Annotated in this window: 13 protein-coding genes and 1 pseudogene; 2 read left to right on the top strand and 12 right to left on the bottom strand. The window is 63.1% G+C overall.

The window, feature by feature from the left end:
* Window positions 1–25: 25 nt before the first annotated feature.
* The 4 genes and pseudogenes from SERRSCBI_RS14640 to SERRSCBI_RS14620 form a co-directional block, all read right to left on the bottom strand.
* Window positions 26–442 (bottom strand): RbsD/FucU domain-containing protein, encoded by a 417-nt coding sequence (locus SERRSCBI_RS14640; protein WP_033643572.1) that lies wholly within the window; start codon window positions 440–442, stop codon window positions 26–28.
* Between the two features lie 45 nt (window positions 443–487).
* A complete protein-coding gene (locus SERRSCBI_RS14635) occupies window positions 488–1,252 on the bottom strand; it encodes an SDR family NAD(P)-dependent oxidoreductase (RefSeq protein WP_042784898.1) in 765 nt (254 codons plus the stop codon).
* 21 nt (window positions 1,253–1,273) lie between these two features.
* Window positions 1,274–2,510: pseudogene (locus SERRSCBI_RS14630) on the bottom strand (MFS transporter).
* Between the two features lie 269 nt (window positions 2,511–2,779).
* Entirely contained in the window at window positions 2,780–3,817 is a 1,038-nt protein-coding gene (locus tag SERRSCBI_RS14620) for a LacI family DNA-binding transcriptional regulator (protein WP_042784897.1), read from the bottom strand.
* Between the two features lie 294 nt (window positions 3,818–4,111).
* On the opposite strand from SERRSCBI_RS14620, the gene kynA reads away from it, so the two are divergent.
* Both kynA and sbmC read left to right on the top strand, forming a co-directional pair.
* Window positions 4,112–4,954, top strand: a complete 843-nt coding sequence (kynA, locus tag SERRSCBI_RS14615) for a tryptophan 2,3-dioxygenase (RefSeq protein WP_033643569.1) — start codon at window positions 4,112–4,114, stop codon at window positions 4,952–4,954.
* A 23-nt stretch (window positions 4,955–4,977) separates the two neighbouring features.
* A complete protein-coding gene (gene sbmC / locus SERRSCBI_RS14610; RefSeq protein ID WP_042784896.1) occupies window positions 4,978–5,445 on the top strand; it encodes a DNA gyrase inhibitor SbmC in 468 nt (155 codons plus the stop codon).
* A 188-nt stretch (window positions 5,446–5,633) separates the two neighbouring features.
* Here the strand turns inward: sbmC and SERRSCBI_RS14605 are convergent, their stop codons facing one another.
* The 8 genes from SERRSCBI_RS14605 to SERRSCBI_RS14570 all read right to left on the bottom strand — a co-directional run bounded on the left by SERRSCBI_RS14605 (window position 5,634) and on the right by SERRSCBI_RS14570 (window position 17,269).
* Window positions 5,634–7,562 (bottom strand): type VI secretion system Vgr family protein, encoded by a 1,929-nt coding sequence (locus tag SERRSCBI_RS14605; protein ID WP_042784895.1) that lies wholly within the window; start codon window positions 7,560–7,562, stop codon window positions 5,634–5,636.
* Between the two features lie 142 nt (window positions 7,563–7,704).
* On the bottom strand, window positions 7,705–9,150 hold the full coding sequence (locus tag SERRSCBI_RS14600) for a serine/threonine-protein kinase (protein ID WP_042784894.1): 1,446 nt from the start codon (window positions 9,148–9,150) through the stop codon (window positions 7,705–7,707).
* Between the two features lie 49 nt (window positions 9,151–9,199).
* Window positions 9,200–11,854, bottom strand: a complete 2,655-nt coding sequence (gene tssH, locus SERRSCBI_RS14595) for a type VI secretion system ATPase TssH (RefSeq protein ID WP_042784892.1) — start codon at window positions 11,852–11,854, stop codon at window positions 9,200–9,202.
* A gap of 56 nt (window positions 11,855–11,910) precedes the next feature.
* On the bottom strand, window positions 11,911–12,981 hold the full coding sequence (gene tssG, locus SERRSCBI_RS14590; protein WP_021505743.1) for a type VI secretion system baseplate subunit TssG: 1,071 nt from the start codon (window positions 12,979–12,981) through the stop codon (window positions 11,911–11,913).
* Window positions 12,978–14,864 (bottom strand): type VI secretion system baseplate subunit TssF, encoded by a 1,887-nt coding sequence (gene tssF, locus SERRSCBI_RS14585; protein WP_033643563.1) that lies wholly within the window; start codon window positions 14,862–14,864, stop codon window positions 12,978–12,980. Before tssF ends, tssG begins: the two co-directional genes overlap by 4 nt.
* Window positions 14,865–14,868: 4 nt before the next feature.
* Complete coding sequence (locus SERRSCBI_RS14580) at window positions 14,869–15,345, bottom strand: type VI secretion system baseplate subunit TssE (RefSeq protein ID WP_228287358.1); 477 nt, start codon at window positions 15,343–15,345, stop codon at window positions 14,869–14,871.
* Window positions 15,346–15,445: 100 nt separating this feature from the next.
* Window positions 15,446–16,267 carry a type VI secretion system accessory protein TagJ gene (locus SERRSCBI_RS14575; RefSeq protein WP_033643561.1) on the bottom strand — a complete coding sequence of 274 codons (822 nt, stop codon included), beginning with the start codon at window positions 16,265–16,267 and terminating at the stop codon, window positions 15,446–15,448.
* A 15-nt stretch (window positions 16,268–16,282) separates the two neighbouring features.
* Window positions 16,283–17,269 (bottom strand): hypothetical protein, encoded by a 987-nt coding sequence (locus SERRSCBI_RS14570; RefSeq protein WP_042784890.1) that lies wholly within the window; start codon window positions 17,267–17,269, stop codon window positions 16,283–16,285.
* Window positions 17,270–17,276 lie beyond the last annotated feature (7 nt).

The following is a 17,276-nucleotide window of genomic DNA, read 5'->3' as shown; positions in this document are numbered from 1 at the left end:
TTATCCTTCACACCCCCTACCTCTTTCACACCACCGGCGCCACCGTCAGCAGCAGATTGGCGAAGCGGCGCCGTTCGCCGGAGGCGATCACCAGCAGCGTCCGATCCGATTTGACCGCGGCGTAAAACGCCTCGCGCGGCAGGTGCTCGATCGGGCAATGTTCTGGCAGCAGTTGCCGGTATTCGGCTTCGATAGTGTTGGTGAAGTCCGGCGGGCAGGCCATCAGCGCCGCGCTTTCCACGTTGATGCAGGCCAGCAGTTTTTCCAGGATTGGCGGGGCGGCGAGCGTGCCGGGCGCCAGGTTCAGATAGACCACGGTGGCGTCTTTCGGCGCGTGCGTCACGCAGGCGTAATTGCCGTCGGCGATCAGCACCTGGGTTTTATGCCCGCATTGCGCCAGCGCGGCGAGCAGCGGCGGGTGAGTGATGGCGGATTTGATCATAAAGCGATTCCTGAATAGGGGGCGGCCGTGCCGCCCGCAGCTGAACTACATGCGGAAGATGCCGCCGTTGATGTCGAGAGTGGCGCCGGAGATGAAGCCGTCGTATTCCGCCGCCAGGAAAGCGATGGCGCGGGCCACGTCGTCCGGCGTGCCTGCGCGGCCCAGCGGGATGGCGCGAACAGTTTCCTCCGCCGATGCCTGGGTGGTGTGGCGATTATGAAAGCGGGTGCCGAGGATCAGGCCGGGCGCCACCGCGTTCACCCGGATGCCGTGCTCGCCCAGCTCCGCCGCCAGCGAGCGCGTCCAGGTGAGCACCGCGCCCTTGGTGGCGGAATAGACCAGCGAGCCGGCGTGCCCGCCGGCGCGGCCTGCCAGCGAGGCCAGGTTGATGATGCTGGCGCCGTTCGGCGCCGCCTTCAGGTGCGGCAGCGCGCTCTGGGTCACGTTCAGCATGGTGGTCATGTTTACGTCGATCACGGTTTGCCAGAAGGCGCGATCGATCTCGCCCAGCCATTTGCGCCCGACGATGCCGCCGACGTTATTGATCAGAATATCGATGCCGCCGAGAAACTCGGCGCCGGCCGAGACGCAGCGCAGCGTTTCGTCGGTGTCGATGAGATCGGCGTAGCCGTAGGCGGCCTTTTGTCCGAGTGAATGGGCCAGCGCCACCAGCGCCTTGGGGCCGCTTTCGTCGCTGTGGTAGTGAAAATAGATGTCGCACCCGGCCTTGATCAGCCGCTCTGCGGTGGCGCGGCCGATGCCCTGTTCCGCCCCGGTGATAAAGACCTTTTTGCCCGCAAGATCGCCCATGATTGACTCCTTATTGGTTCGTTAAGAATTGATGACGCCTTCACGCTGTTTGGCGCAGTAGAAAATGCAGATCAAACCGGTCGCCAGCAGGCACGAGGCCAGGAAAAACAGCCCCGGCGCGCTGCTGCCGGTCAGATCGTTCAGCACGCCCACCGCATAGGGGGCGACGAAACCGCCGATATTGCCGATGCAGCTCACTACCGCCAGCCCGGCGGCCGCGGCCGCGCCGGTGGAGATATTGGCGGGCATGGATAAGAACGGCGGCACGGCGGTATAGATGCCGATGGCGGCGATGCACAGGAATGACAGCGCGACGAACGGGTCGTATTTAAAAAATGTCACCGCGCCCATCAGGCCGATGGCGGCGATCACCATGCTGAGGCCGGCGAACACGCCGAGCTTTTTTGGTTTTGCTGGCCCACAGGCTCCACGGATACACCAGCAGCGCGGCCAGGCCGTAGGGAATGAGCGCCAGCAGGCTGACGCGAAAGATATCGCTGCCGGAAATGGCGCTGATGATCGACGGCAGCCAGGTGCCGAAGCCGTAAATGCCGCATACCATGCCGAAGTTGAGCAGCGCGTAGAGCAGGTACTTTCTGTTTTTAATGCCCTTGAGGAAGTCGCCCAGCGTGATTTTTGAGCCGGATTTGGAGCGGCCGGCGTTGCTCATCAGCCAGGCTTTTTCCTCCACGTTCAGATAACCGACGTCCTTGGGCGAGTTCTTGATCAGGAAGGGGATCAGCAGGCCGATGACGATCGGCGGCAGCCCTTCGAGGATGAACAGCAGCTGCCAGGGGGCGAAGCCGAACCAGTCATGCTGAATATTGAGAATAAAGCCGGAAATCGGCGAGCCGACCGCGTTGGACAGCGGCTGGACGATGATGAACATGCCGAGAATTTTGGTGCGGTATTTTTCCGGGAAGAAGACCGTGAAATAATACACCACCGAGGGAAAGAAACCGGCCTCGCACACGCCCAGCATAAAACGGCAAATATACAGCTCCAGCGGCGTGCGCACAAAACCGAGCAGGGTTGCGAAGATGCCCCAGGAAATTAATATTCTGGCGAACCAGATGCGCGGGCCGAATTTAATGGTGCCGGCGTTGCTGGGTATTTCAAACAGGAAATAGCCGATAAAGAAAATTCCGGAAGCGAAGCCGAAAGCCGAGGCGGTCAATCCCAGATTATCTTCCAACGCTTTGGCGGCGTAGGCCATATTGTTGCGGTCGAGAAAGGCCAGGAAATACAACAAGATCATGAGGGGGACAATATGCAGCGTCAATTTCCTGATGGCACTGCGTTCAATATCCTTTGGCATTGTTTTTTTCATCATGGTTTTTCCCATGTGGTTAATCGGAATAATAGCGGCCCGGCCCAAAGTCATGAGCGGCGTGCTGAATAACGACGTTGCGTGCATAAAGCGTCGCGCCGTTTATTTATTGCGACGACGCTGTTTTTTCTGATTTTGGCTGCGCCGATCCGGACGATGCCGGCTGCGTATCGTCTGGGTAAGCCGTTTTTACCGTATTAACCGGCGGTTTTGACGGAACGCCGGCTGATGACCGTCGGCGGGAAGAGAAACTCGCCGGGCGGTTGCGAATCATTGTTGATGCGGTCGATCAGGCGTTCGACCATCAGCTGCGCCATCTCGGCCAGCGGCGGGCCGATCGACGTCAACCCCGGTTCGGCCAGGCCGGCAAGCGCGATATTGTCGATGCCGACCACCGAAATCTCTGCTGGCACCTGGATGCCGGCGGCGCGCAGCCCCACCATCAGCCCGATGCCCAGCGCATCGTTAATCGCCACGATGCCGTCCGGGCGCGGCGTCAGCGCGAGGATGCGGGATGCCAGCGTCAGCCCCAATTCGAACATCTCCGTGTCGCCGTAGGCGCTGGTGGCTTTGCCTTCGATCACCCGTTGGCGTTCGCTCAAGTTGTGCCCCAGCGCACTCAGAAAACCGTCGATCTTGTGGCTGCGCCCCACGGTCAGCGCCGCTTCGGTGGCGAACACGATATGTCGGCAGCCGCGTTCGAGCAGGTGCTGCGCGGCCAGACGCCCGGCGGCGAGATTGTCCATCGACACGCTGTCGAACAACCGGCTGTCGGCGGCCATCGGTTCGGCGAACGGGCTGTCATAGCTGACGATCTTCATGCCCCGCTCGGCCGCCCGGACAAAATGGGTCTGGCGGATGTCGCTCGCCGCCACGATGATGCCGCGCACGCCATGCAGAAACATATCGTCGATAAACGCGGCTTCCTCCTGTTCCTGCCGGTAGGCGTTGCCGAGCAAGACGCGGTAGCGGTGAGCGCGCGCCGCGCTGTCGACGGCGTGCGCCAGCGCCGAAAAACTCGGGTTAACGATCGACGGCAGCAGCAGGCCGATGATCTTCGCCTGTGGCGCGAGGTTCACTGCGGTGCGCGCCGGACGATAGCCCAGGGTGTCCATCGCCTGTTCGATGCGCTGACGGGTCTGTGCGCTCATCTGGTGGCTGCGATTATTCAGCAGGTTCGACACGCTGCTGATGGACACGCCGGCCAACCGCGCGACATCACGAATATTTGCCATTTGCCGATCCCTTGCTGCCTGCCGTTAGCCTGCAATCTATAAGGGAAGGCGGGCGCAGGCAAGCCGCAACCGGGGCTAAACCCGCACGGGATCGCGCATTTGTGAGAGTCGTCAGGCGCAGGGCTGGTTGTTTACTAAACAGCAAAGGGCGGCGGCCATGGGGTGACGCGGATGAGTGAGATCTGCGAAGCATCTCTCGTTTATCGCCCTTCGGGGCGGCGGGTTCTGTACTATTGTTTTCTCTTTGCGGCACGTTCCAGGCCGATGGGGTGCTGGGCGCAACGGAGATCACAGATGAACAAACGGGAATTAGAAAGCGCGATTGTCACCGATTTTTCCAAACGCATGAGCTATGGCGACTACCTGTGCCTGGACCAACTGCTGGACTGCCAGCACCCGCTCTCCAACCCGCCGCATCATGACGAAATGCTGTTCGTGATACAGCACCAAACCTCCGAACTGTGGATGAAGCTGATGCTGCACGAGCTACAGGCGGCGCTGCGGCTGGTGCAGCAGGACAAACTCAGCCACTGTTTTAAAATTCTCGCGCGCGTCAAACAGATCCAGCGGCTGCTGTTCGAACAGTGGGCGGTGCTGGAAACGCTGACGCCGTCGGAATACGTTGAGTTTCGCGATGTGTTGGGCAGTTCCTCGGGCTTCCAGTCGCATCAATACCGGTCGATCGAGTTTCTGCTCGGCAACAAGAACGCCGCCATGCTGGCGGTGTTCAGCAGCGATGCGGAAAAACACGCGGCGCTGAAGGCGATCCTCGAAGCGCCGAGCCTGTACGACGAATACTTGCTGTACCTGGCGCGCCACGGTTTGCCGATCCCGCAGGAGTGCCTCAAGCGCGACTGGACGCAGCCCTATCAGCGCAACCCGGATCTGCTGCCGGCGTTCAAAGTGATCTACGACAACCCGCAGACCTATTGGGAAGCGTATGAAATGGCGGAGAAGTTGGTGGATATCGAAGAGAGTTTCCATCTGTGGCGTTTCCGCCATATGAAAACGGTGGAGCGGATCATCGGCTTTAAGTCGGGCACCGGCGGTTCCAGCGGCGTCAGCTTCCTGAAAAAGGCGTTGGACCTGACCTTTTTCCCCGAACTGCTGGACGTGCGTACCGAAATCGGCGCCTGAGATAAAGAGAGAGGATAAGGGCGATGAGCGTGAGGATTATCGATAAAGCGGCGGAGAAGGTGGTGGGGGTAAGAGTGGTGGGGCCGTATCCACAGACCATCCCGCAGGGCTCGCAGCAACTGCTGGCATGGCGGCAGCGCCACGATGTGCCGTTCGGCAAATGGCTGGTGTTGTACTGGGACGATCCGGCAGAAGTGGCGCCGGAAAAGCTGCGCGCCGACGTGGTGATGAGCGTGGCGGACGATTTCGCGCTGCCGACGGGCAGCGAGGGCGTGACCGTGCAGACGCTGCCCGCCGGGCAGTACGCGGTTTACCACGTGCGCATCAGCGATGGCGACTTCGAGCGGGTATGGGGCGAGTTCTATCAGAAGCTGCTGCCGGCCAGCGGCTATCAGCCGGTTGAGGGGGTGAGCTATGAACACTATCTCAACGACTGCGAAGCCGACGGCTATTTCGACCTCGATATTTACCAGACGGTGAAAAAGTGGTGAAGGGGAAATGATAAAGAAGGCTGAATCGATGGGCGGTACAGATTCAGCCCGTTGTGTTGGCTTAACGTCAGTGATTTTGCCGCCAGCCTATTCATCTCCTTGCCAAAAGGGGGGACAGCGGACGGCGTTTTTGCCGGTACTGCCGCCCGAGGGGCGGCGTTAACCGGCTTTCCCGGCGTACCAATTACCTACTCTTTAGGGAACAGCTGATCGACGGCGCTCTGGATTGCCGCCTGATGGCCACCGCCCGGTGCGGCGGTGCGTGCGGCGCCGCCAGGCTGGTTGAGATCCAGCTGGCCGCCGGTGTTGATCGCGCCATCCTCTTTCACCGTGATATTGAAACTGGTGCCGGTGATGTTGATTTGGCCGTCCGCCAGCAGTTCGATCACGCTTTCGCCGCACTCGAGCCGCAGCGATTCGCCGGAGCCGAGGGTAAAGGCATTGACCACGGCGTCGCTGCGCGTTTTGCCGGTCAGCGCGGAGGATTCACCTTTGACGCCGGTCGCCTGATTGAGCACCACCCGTTTGATCTGGTTACCGCCCACCAGATGCGTGTGGTCGTTAGCGATGGTGTGGCTTTCATCGTTTTTCACCTGGGTGTCCATGTTGCGCTCCGCCTGGATCCACACCTGTTCGGCGCCGGCCTTGTCTTCGAAACGCAGGGCGTTGGCGTTGTCGGCGGTGCCGTCCTTGGTGCGGCTCATAAAGCCCATCTGGGTGGCGGCGGCCGGCAGCGCCCACGGCGGCATGCTGGCTTCGTTATAGACGCGCCCGGTGACGATCGGCCGATCCGGATCGCCGTTGATAAAGTCCACCACCACTTCGTCGTTCACGCGCGGGATCTGCACGCCGCCGTAGCCTTGGCCGGCCCAGGCGCTGGAGACGCGCACCCAGCAGGAGCTGCCGTCGTCTTTCGGCCCGAAGCGATCCCAGTGGAACTTCACCTTGATACGGCCGTATTTGTCGGTCCAAATCGATTCGCCGGCCGGGCCGACCACCCGGGCGGTCTGCGGTCCGTGGGTTTTCGGCCAGGTGGCCTGCTGCGGCGGGTGCCAGGGCACGTCCGCCGGCAGGACGATGAAGTCGATGCGGTGTTCGCTGCTCTGATCGTCGCCGCTGGCGTAGCGATTCTCTTTCAGATGGTAGCTGGCCTGCAGCGTCAGATATTCGCGATTGTCGTCGGCATGCGGGGCGTTATACAGCGTGAAGGTACTGCCGGGGGCAATGCCCATGGCGGTGGCGGTGCCTCGGATCTGCTGATGTTCGGCCTGCCAGGCTTCCTGGCGCACGCGGGCGTAGAACTCCCCCTGCTGATGCTCGGTATAGCGGCCCGGCCAGTCGTAAACGTCGATTTGCCCCGGCGTCGGCGAGACCGGGTTTTGCCGCGCCTGGAACAGCCAGGCGTTCGGTTTGCGGAAATCGTAGTCGTCCAGGCTGTAGATGCCCGGCGTGACGCGATCGGACAACGTCCACTGGCTGATGCCTTCCTCGCTGGTGCTGCCGCCCGACGGCGTCAGGTGGTAGGGGATCATCTCATAGCCGGGATAGGGCTGGTGATGGTGGGGGGCGTCCCCGAGCACCAGCGTGTGTTTGCCCATTTCGTGTTTGAAATAGTAATAGATGCCCTCCTGCTCCATCAGGCGGCTGATGAAGTTGAAGCTGCTTTCGTTGTACTGCACGCAGTAGCCCCACAGACGATAGTCGCCGGTCAGCTGATCTTCCAACTGCACGTTGTGCTCCGCCAGCAGGGTCTTGACGATCTGCGGCACCGTCTGTTCCTGGAAGATGCGGAAATTGCGGTCTTTGGTCATCGGCCACAGATCCGGCTGCACGTGCAGGTTGTACACCGCGTAGCGCGTGCCGCCGATCTCTTCGCTGCTGACGGCGATGGCGGTGATCTTACCGTTCAGGTAACGCGGGGCGCTGAGAAAGCCCTGGGTCGGAATTTCCAGCGTCAGCGGTTGGCCGAGCAGCGCTTTACGATCGAGGCGCGCGTCGGTGCTCAGCAATTCAATAGAGAAGTCGAAAGGAGTGGAAAGCGCTTCGATACCGTCCAGCGAGCGAAACAGCAGTTGCTCCTGGCCCAGCGGCGTGTGCGCAATAATGCGATCCAACATGAGAACGTCCTCTGTGATTGACGTCATGCCCTGCATACTCCGGCGTTGCAGCGGCCTTGCCGCGCGGCCAATGAGGGGGGCAGTTGCTCGTCAGTCTCATGAAATAGGGGAAACCCCGCCGAGGCGGAGTTTCAGAACGGGATTAGCCGGCAGTGGCCGGGTTGACCAGCCAGGTGCCGGCGGTGTCGATGCTGAGCTGCTGGCGGCGGAGCCGATCGTTGTGACGGATCTCCAGCTGATAGCGGCCCGGCGCCAGGTTCAGGCTGGCGAAGCCGTTTTCGCCCGGCGTCACCTGCTGCGGCTTGCCGTCGAGGCTGACCTGCTCACCCGGTTGCAGTTTGAAGTACACCAACGCCACCGGTTGCGCCGGCGGCGCCGCTTTTTCAGGTTCCGCCGCCGCAGGCTGCGCGGTTTGCGGCGCGCTCGGCTGCTGCGTCAGGGTTTTCTGCGCCGGTGACGTCTCGCTGTTTTGAGCGACGGCCTGGGCATCGTCCTTGCCGCCGCTCAGCCAGGCGATCGCGCCGATCACCAGCAGCGCGGCGACGCCGGCGCCGGCCATCATCGGGCGCGAGAATTGGGTGCCGCGCGCGGTAACGGTGCCGGCTGCGGCCGCAGCGGCGGCCGGGTTAGCGGCGACCAGCAAGTTCTCCGGCGCGGCGGCCGGGGTGCTGATGATTTCGTTTTCATCGGCGATCGGCAGATGCAACAGCTCGGCCATTTCGTCGATGGTCTGCGGGCGGTCTTCCGGCTTCAGCGCCAGCGCGCGATCGACGGTGCGCAGCAGCTCCGGCGAGTAGCCAGCGGGGCGGCGCTCGGTCAGCGGCTGGTAGCTGTCTTCGATGCTGCGCACCACGCTGACCGGCGGCGGCGAACCGACGATCAGCGTGTGCAGCACGGCGCCGAGCGCGTAGATATCGGTCCACGGCCCTTGTTCGCCGTCGCTGTTCTCGGTGTACTGCTCGATCGGCGCGAAGCCCGGTTTGAGCATGATCTCCGTTTCGTCCGACAGGTTGCCGATCTCTTTGCGTGCCGACCCGAAGTCCAGCAGCACCGGCAGCTGGCTCTCCTGGATCTGGATGTTATCCAGCGAAATGTCGCGGTGCAGATAGCCTTCCTGATGGATGGTGTTGATGGCGCTGAACAGCGGCGGCAGCAGCCGACGGATCCACGCCTCGTCGATTTTCTCCGGCTGCTGCGCCTGCAGGTTTTTCAGCGTGGTGCCGCTGTAAAACTGGGTGCCCATATAGGCGGTGCCGTTCTCTTCCCAGAAGCGCAACACGTGCAGCAGACCGGGATGCGAGAAGCGCGCCAGCAGACGCGCCTCCTGAATAAAGCTGTTCAGCCCGGCCTGGAAAGTTTTGCCGAAGCGTTCGCCGCGCAGCCCGATGCTGAGATCGTCGTTGCGTTTCGCCAGCGAGGTTGGCATGTACTCCTTGATGGCGATGGTGCGTTCCAGTTGGTGATCGTAGGCGCGGTAGACGATGCCGAAGCCGCCTTCGCCGATCGCTTCCTGGATCTCGAATTCATTGAATCGATAGCCGCTCGGCAGGCTGTTCGAATTCGGTTTGGTTATCCCGGTTCCCGACATAGTGATGACTCTCTGTGTTCAAAGGGCCGCCGTCTCGGCGGCCGCGGCGTTATGCCTGAAATTGACAAATGAATTCGTTGTTCTGCAGCGCGATATGCAGCTGGCGATAGCGCTGGTCGTTGGCGCTGCCGGTCAGCAGGGTGTGGCTGATCTGCGGCAGCAGGGTGTTGGTCAGGATGGCGTCGACCATGCGGCCGCCGGACTCCACCTCGGTGCAGCGGCTGACGATCTGCTCGATGACCGCGTCGTCGAAGGTGCAGACGATGTCGTGATTCTCCGCCAGGCGACGCTGAATGCGGCCCAATTGCAGGCGCACGATGTTGCCCAGCGTGGCGTCGGTCAGCGGGTAATACGGCACCACCAGCAGGCGGCCGAGCAAGGCGGCCGGGAACACCGACAGCAGCGGTTGGCGCAGCGCGCCGCTCAGCGCCTCCGGCTCCGGCAGCAGCTCCGGATCGCTGCACAACCCGGCGATCAGATCGGTGCCGACGTTGGAGGTCAGGATGATGATGGTGTTGCGGAAATCGATATGACGGCCTTCGCCGTCCTCCATCCAGCCCTTGTCGAACACCTGGAAGAAGATTTCATGTACGTCCGGATGCGCCTTTTCGATCTCGTCCAACAGCACCACGCTGTAAGGACGGCGGCGAACCGCCTCGGTCAACACGCCGCCCTCGCCGTAGCCGACATAGCCGGGCGGCGCGCCTTTCAGCGTCGAAACGGTGTGCGACTCCTGGAATTCGCTCATGTTGATGGTGATGACGTTCTGCTCGCCGCCGTACAGGGTTTCCGCCAGCGCCAGCGCGGTTTCGGTTTTGCCGACGCCGGAGGGCCCGGCCAGCAGGAATACCCCGACCGGTTTGTTCGGATCGTCCAGCCGCGCTCGTGAGGTGCGCACCCGGCGGGCGATCAGATCCAGCGCATGGCGTTGGCCGATGACGCGCTGATTCAGGGTGTCGGAGAGCTGCAGCACCGCTTCAATCTCGTTTTTCACCATGCGGCCCAGCGGGATGCCGGTCCAGTCGGCCACCACCGCCGCCACGATGTTGGCGTCGACGGCGGCGAAGATCAGCGGCGCTTCGCCCTGCAGCGCGCTCAGCTGCTGCTGCAGTTCGCCCAATTGGGCGCGCAGCGCGTCGGCATCAGGGCGCGTTTGCGTCTCTTCGTCGGTGCTCGCCTCTTCTTGGGCGTGCAGTTGGGCGCGCAGCGTGATGATCTGCTGGATCAGCGCCAGCTCCTGCTGCCAACGCTCGGTCAACTGTTCGAGTTCCTGGCGCAGCGCGGTCAATTGGGCTTCAATCTCCTGCGGGCGCAGGGGATCGCCGATGCCGACCTTGGTCTCGCGACGGGCGATATCCAACTCTATCTGCAGCGCATCGATGCGGTGGCGGCAGTCTTCGACCTGGGCGGGCTCGGCATGTTGGCTGACCGCCACGCGCGCGCAGGCGGTATCCAGCAGCGCCACCGCCTTGTCCGGCAACTGGCGGGCCGGAATATAGCGATGGGACAGCCGCACCGCGGCGTCCACCGCTTCATCCAGCAGCAGCACGCGGTGGTGTTGCTCCAGCGGGCTGACGGTGCTGCGCAGCATCAGCAGCGCTTTGTCTTCGCTCGGTTCGTGCACCTGCACCACCTGGAAACGGCGGGTGAGCGCGGGATCCTTCTCGATGTATTTCTTGTATTCCGACCAGGTGGTGGCGCCGATGGTGCGCAGTTGGCCGCGCGCCAATGCCGGTTTCAGCAGGTTGGCGGCGTCGCCGGTGCCCTGGGCGCCGCCGGCGCCGATCAGGGTGTGAATTTCGTCGATAAACAGGATGATCGGCGTCGGGCTGGATTGCACTTCGTCGATCACCGCCTGCAGCCGTTTTTCAAACTCGCCCTTGACGCCGGCGCCGGCCTGCAGCATGCCGATGTCCAGCAGGCACAGCTTCACGTCGCGCAGCTGCGGCGGCACGTCGCCGGCCACGATGCGCAGCGCCAGGCCTTCCACCACGGCGGTTTTGCCGACGCCGGCCTCGCCGGTCAGCAGCGGGTTGTTCTGGCGGCGGCGCATCAGAATATCGACGATTTGCCGGATCTCTTCATCGCGGCCGGCCACCGGGTCGATCTCGCCGTTGCGCGCTCTGGCAGTCAGATCCTGGGCATACTGCGCCAGCACGCTTTCACCGCTGCGCGCCGCGCCGGGCAGGGGCTCGGCGCCGCTTTGCGCCGCCGCATCCTGGGCGTTTTCCGCCGAGTGAGCGGTAATGGCGGCGAACTGTTCCATCAGCAGATCGGCGTTGATGCGCTCGAACTGCGGGGAAATGGCCTTCAGCAGGTGGCGCAGGCTGTAGGTTTTCAGAATGCCGAGCAGCAGGTGGCCGCCGCGGATGCGCGCTGCGCCGAACTTCAATGAGCCATAGACCCAGGCGCGTTCTACCGCGCTGTCGATGTGCTCGGACAGATCGGAGATGGCGCTGGCGCCGCGCGGCAGGCGATCGAGCGCCTCGACGATGTCGCGCGCCAGCTGCGCCTCGTCCAGCGCGAAGTGGCGAACGATCTGCTGCAGATCGCCGTCCGGCGATTGCATCAGCTGATGCAGCCAGTGCGCCAATTCGACGTAGGGGTTACCGCGCAGCTTGCAAAACGCCGTCGCACTTTCCAGAGAGGTGAATAACAGGCTATCCAGTTTGCCGAATAATACCGAGCGGCTGATTTCAGACATGGTTTTCCTCAGGTCTCAGAGTGGCCTGACGCCGCCGGGCGTCGGCCGAAATAGGGTCAGAACGGGTTTTCCAGCGGTTCAGGGCTGAAGATCAGATCGTCGAGATCGCGCTGTCGCCGATGGTCGGCCAGCCAACTGCTCAGGCCCAATCGCTGCGCGCCGCCGAGCTGGATGCCGTGCGCCTGTTCCTTCGCCAGGATCAGGCGCACTTCCCAGACGAACTCGATGCCCAGGTATTGGCGCACCCAGTCGCGCAGTTGCCGGCACAGATCGGCGCCGGGCAGAAAGCGGTCATAGTCCTGCTGCGGCATCGGCCCCAGCTCGATGCGGAATTTGTGCTGGATATCCCGCACCGCGATGCCGAGAAAGGCCGACTCGCCGAGCCGCGGCGCGCCGCGTCCGGCCTTGAGCCGCGCCTGCTCGCGCGGCTCCACCCGCAGCCAGTGCGGCACGTTTTCGACGATGCGCACCGGCACCTTGAAATACTGCTGCAAAATTTTGCTCAGGCCTTCCGGATCGCGGCTGTGGCGAATCAGATGACCGGCCATAAAATGTTTAGCGTGGGCGTTGATGCTGTCGCGCTCTTGCTGCGCCGGCTGGCCGATGCCGATCAGGCTCGACAGGTACTCGTCGAAGCGCCGGTTGTCCGGGCGATCCAGCGACACCGTCGGCTGCGCGTCGGCCCAGGCGCGGTAAAACAGCAGCGTCAGCCGGTGATGGAACAGATTGGTGAACGCCAGCAGGGTGGTGTCCTGATGGTGGTACACCCGTTCGCGCACGTATTCGGTCAGGTGCAGCGGCAGCGGTCCGTTGGGGCCGAACAGGCCGAAGCTGAAGATCGAAACGTCGTGCAGCGGGCTGTTGGCGCGCGGCGTCACCTGCGCCAGCGTGGAGGGCGCGAACGACAGCGAAGGTTCCTGGCCCAGGCGCAGCATCTCGTGGCGCGGCAGCGGCGCGCGCCCCAGCAGGTAGGGCTGGCCGCCCTGGGCGTCGATGCGCCGCAGCAGTTGAAACAGATCGTGCTTGTAAGGTGCGCTGCGCAGCCGCGGCCAGAAGTCGTCCGGCAGGCGATACAGCGCGTTGATCTGCGGCGGCGCCAGTTCGGTGGCGATCATCTCCGCGCTCATATCAGCGTCCTTTTGCCCATGCGCGCCTGCCAGTGGGCGATCTCGCCGCGCTGCTGGCTGGAGAGCGTCATCTCGGTGAAGGTGTTCATCGCCACCAGGCGCGAGAACAGGCGCTCCAGCACGCTGCCGAGCAGGTAAGGACTGTTGCCGGAGAACGCCTGCTCATCGACCGTCAGATCGATGGCGATACCGCGCGCGAACACGATGGGGCCGGGTTCAGGCACTCGCCGATAGACCGGCCGCAGGTTGCAGTGGCGCACGCCCTGGATCTGTTTGGCGATCGCCGGCTCGCTCAGGTTGCCGTACAGCCCCAGCAGCTGGCGCAGGCTGGCGGCGCCCTGTTCCGGATCGCCGTCCATCATGCTGAGGTAATTCAGCTGCAGCTGACTGATCAACCGCCAGGTGATCATCCCTTCGGCCAGCGCCGGACGAGGCGGTGTAGGGCCTTTGCGCAGCGAGACCTGCTTGATCGGGATTGAATCGGGCATCACGAAATTGCCCTGATCCTGCTGCAACAGCATCAACGGCAGGTCGCGGCTGGTGCACAGCACGTCGGCGGTGAGGTATTTCAGATCGCTGTGCCACGGCGACTGCCGTTCGTCCACCAGCGATACGAACACTTCCGAACCGGCATAGCCGGTGCGGGTGCCGTAGCGGCGGGCGTGCTCCGACAGCGTGCGCTGTTCGCGCCGCAGCGAGAAGTAGGCGCCATAGTTGCCATCGTCCGCGCTCAGGGTGCTGTAAAACGGCCGAAACTCTTGCTCGTAGCGTTTTTCGCTGGCGCTGCCGCCGAGCCGCTGCACCGAAAACACTTCGTAATCCAGCGGCCGGATATTGTCGACCACCAGATGGTATTCGTGGTTCTTTTCGTTGATCGCGATGCGTTCGGCCACTTTCGGAAACAGGTTGATCACCGGCGTGCAGTGCAGCGCCAAATGGGCAACGTCGACCACTCGTTCCAGCGCGGCGTCGTGCCTATCGAGCAGCACCACGATTTCGAACTGGCGCAGCGCCTTTTTCCCTTCGCGCACGCTTTGCAACAGCGGGCGCAGGCCGTTGACGCTGAAGAACTGGAAGCGCGCCGGGAAGGCGAAATATTCTTGCAGCAGCCGGTAGCCTTCGAAGTTGCGCAGATCGTTGGGCAGCAGCGCCTGATCGGCGGCAAAGCCTTCCTGTCGCAGCCCGTCCAACGCCAGCGCCCGCCGCTGCGGCTGAGCCTCCACCGTTTGGCAGACAAGCCCGACGCTGTGCTGCATCAGCAACTCCAGCAGCTGCTGCGCCTGCATGTCCGGCCCGGCCAGGTAAAACATCAATTGGTCCAGCTGCAGGTTGTTGAGCGTCACGCTTTCGTAGCACTCGAGCCGAATGCGCAGCGCGCTGACGCAGCCGCTGTGCTGCAGCCCCAGCGAGGCCAGCGGAATATCGGCCGGAATGCCGCCCAGCTCGACGCCGGCGATGCGCACCGGCTGCAGCGTGACGTCATGCGCCGTGGTGTAACTGCAGGTAATGCCGCTTTTCTTCAGCGTCTGGCTGTCCATCATGGTGCCGCGCGGCACCACGAAGCCGTTGCTGATATCGCCTTTACTGCTGTCCGGCTGCAGCTCGGCGATCGCCATCGACGGCGTCGGCGACAGGTAGTTGGGGTAGATGATCTCCAGCAAGCGCTGAGAAAAGCGCGGGAACTCGGCGTCCATTTTCAGCTGCACGCGCGAGGTGAGGAAGGCGAAGCCCTCCATCAGACGCTCGATATAAGGGTCCGCCACGTCGATGCCGCGCATGCCGAGACGGCCCGCGACCTTCGGATACTGTTCGGCGAACTCGGCGCCCATCTCACGCAGATAGGCCAGCTCGCGGTTGTAATAATCTAACAGTTTACTGTCCATCGCCTTACCCTATGTCTTTCAGATCGAAGTGGCCGTTTTCCAGATCCACGTCGGTACGGAACAGAAACTCCAGCGGATAGGGCACGCACCACAGGCGGCCCTTGATTTCGATCGACAGCACGTTGTGCAGATCCAGCGAGCCGGTGTCCGAAATGCAGCGCACCTGCAACCCGTCGGGCAGAATGCGCGGCTCGAAATGGAGGATGGAATCGGTCAGCGCGCGCTGAATGTCCAGCCATTCGATGTCCGACATGCGCTTGCCCGCCAGCGAGGCGATGCCGTAATTCAGGGTGGAACGCCGCACCTGCGGAAAATCGCCGAGATCCAGATTGGATTCGCTGTTGACGCAGTTGAACAGCCACTGCAAATCGCGCAATACCCGGCGGCGCAGCTCGCTGTGCGACACCAGGTTGCGCACCTGCGCCTCCTGCTTTTTCTGCGGTTCGTCGTCGGTCAGCATATCGAGCAGCACCGGCTGCATTTTGTCGCGTGAAGTCAGGCGTTCGCTGTCCTGACGAGAGCGATAGCCCTGGCGGCGCAGATCGCCGCCGTCATAGTGGGGGGGCGCTTGTCGTTCATGGTCAGGCGCTCGCGTCGAAGCTCAACTGCCGCAGGCTGTGCAGCGGGAATTCGTCGCTTTCGCTGAGCCAGGTCTTCAGGCCCAGCCCCGCATAGTGGGCGCCGTCGCCCAGCGGTTGCCATTCGGTGCGTTTGCCGAGCAGCAGCGCGTCGTCGCTGCCTTCGGGCAGCGGGTAACGGGCGGGCAGTTGGCATACCTGTTCGCGGCCATCGGTCAGGCGCACCAGCGCATGGCTCCACACCAGATCGATGGCGCTCTGTGGCGCCTGGAACTGGATCGCGGCGATGTCGGCAAACGGCACCCAGTAGTAAACGCCGTTGAGCGCCAGCTCGCACACCGGCCCGAGGCGGCCGTCACCGTCGGTCAGCCAGTCGAAACTCAGCTGCCGCTCTTGGTCGCCTTCGGCCAACATTAACCGCCCGGCGCCGGCCGGGGCGGCCTCCAGCGCCTCATCGCGCAGCGTCTGGGCCTGCTCGGCCGCCCCTTGCGCATCCTGATGCAGCGCCTGCACCATCAGTTTTAGCCAGGGATGCGCCTGCCGCAGCAGCGTCGGCGCGGCCGTGCCGGCGAATACTGCCTGGCGTTGCAGCTCGGCGTTGACCGACTGCATCAGCAGCAAGGTGGTTGGTTGGGCGATCGGTTTCAGCGCCTGCCAGGATTTCAACTGCGCGTTGGCGCGCGTCCAGTTGCCGCTCAGACACAGCAGTTGCACCAGCGCGGCGCGCAGGTCGGCATCCGCCGGTTTTGCCTTGATATCGTTCTCGACGGCGGTGATGGCCGCGGCGATCGACTGGCCTTGCAGCATGCTTGCTAATGATTTCACAGGCTTTCCTTATAATCAGTGAGTGGCGCCGTTAACCGACAGGTAGCTGCCGCTGGCGGGATCGACCCGGTCTGCGGCCAACTGTTCCACCAGCTTGAAGGTCAGCGTGGCGGAGGCGCTCAGCAGCGGCTGCCAGGCGGTTTGCGCCTGCTGCACGCGCTGTGTGATCTTGGTCTCGTCGGCGGCGTCGACACGCGGCATTTCAACGATCGCTTCACCGTTGAACGCCCAGGCGTGCAACTGCGGTTCGAAGGTCAGCAGCAGGAAGCTGCCCGGCGCCTGCGGGTTGCCGCCTAAAATGAGCCGTTGGGCGTTGGCGCTGACGACGGTCAGCGCGCGATCGCCGCCGTTGATCTTCGCCAGCGGGTAACCTTGCAGGAACCACAGCGTCGGCGAGAGGGTTTGCCCGCCGTGTTGCAGCGTGACCGCGCCGCTGCCTTGCAGCCAGCCGTCCTCGCCGCAGCGCAGCGCGTCGCCGGCGGGAATGAACAGCGCGCCGCCGGTGGCTTCGTCACCCCAGAAGGTGCGGAAGTGGCAGCCCTGCGGCAGGCTGAAACGCTGTGGCGGCGCGGTGTCCGCCTGCGCAGAGGTGACGGCCACTGCCGCAGGAATGGTCGGCGGCGGCGGGGTTTGCGGCTGCTCGGCGGTCTCTTGTTTGACCACCGGTTTCCAGCCGCGCGCTTTGGCGGCTTCGCCGGTCGCCAGCTTCTCACCGCGCTTGTCGGTCAGCGTCCAGGGCAGATGACCGGCTTTTGGGCACTGCTTTTCCAGCAGACTGCCGACGCGGGGCAGAAAGTCGTTCAACACGGCCGGATCTTTGCCTTGCGCCGAGACGATGCGCAGCGGGATGCTTTTGCCGCACCAGCTTTCCGGATTGCTGTTCTTGACGTCATCGATAAACACTTCCAGCTTCTGGCTGGGGGAGTAAACCAGGCGATAGTTCATCGCCTGCGCGGTCGGTACCGCCATCAGGGCGACGAGCCCCGGCATCCAGTATTTCATAGTGAAC

The organism is Serratia sp. SCBI, from assembly GCF_000747565.1.
Taxonomy (GTDB): domain Bacteria; phylum Pseudomonadota; class Gammaproteobacteria; order Enterobacterales; family Enterobacteriaceae; genus Serratia; species Serratia ureilytica.
The sequence above is the reverse complement of the archived record's forward strand: the minus strand, read 5'-3'. Positions and strand labels throughout refer to the sequence as shown.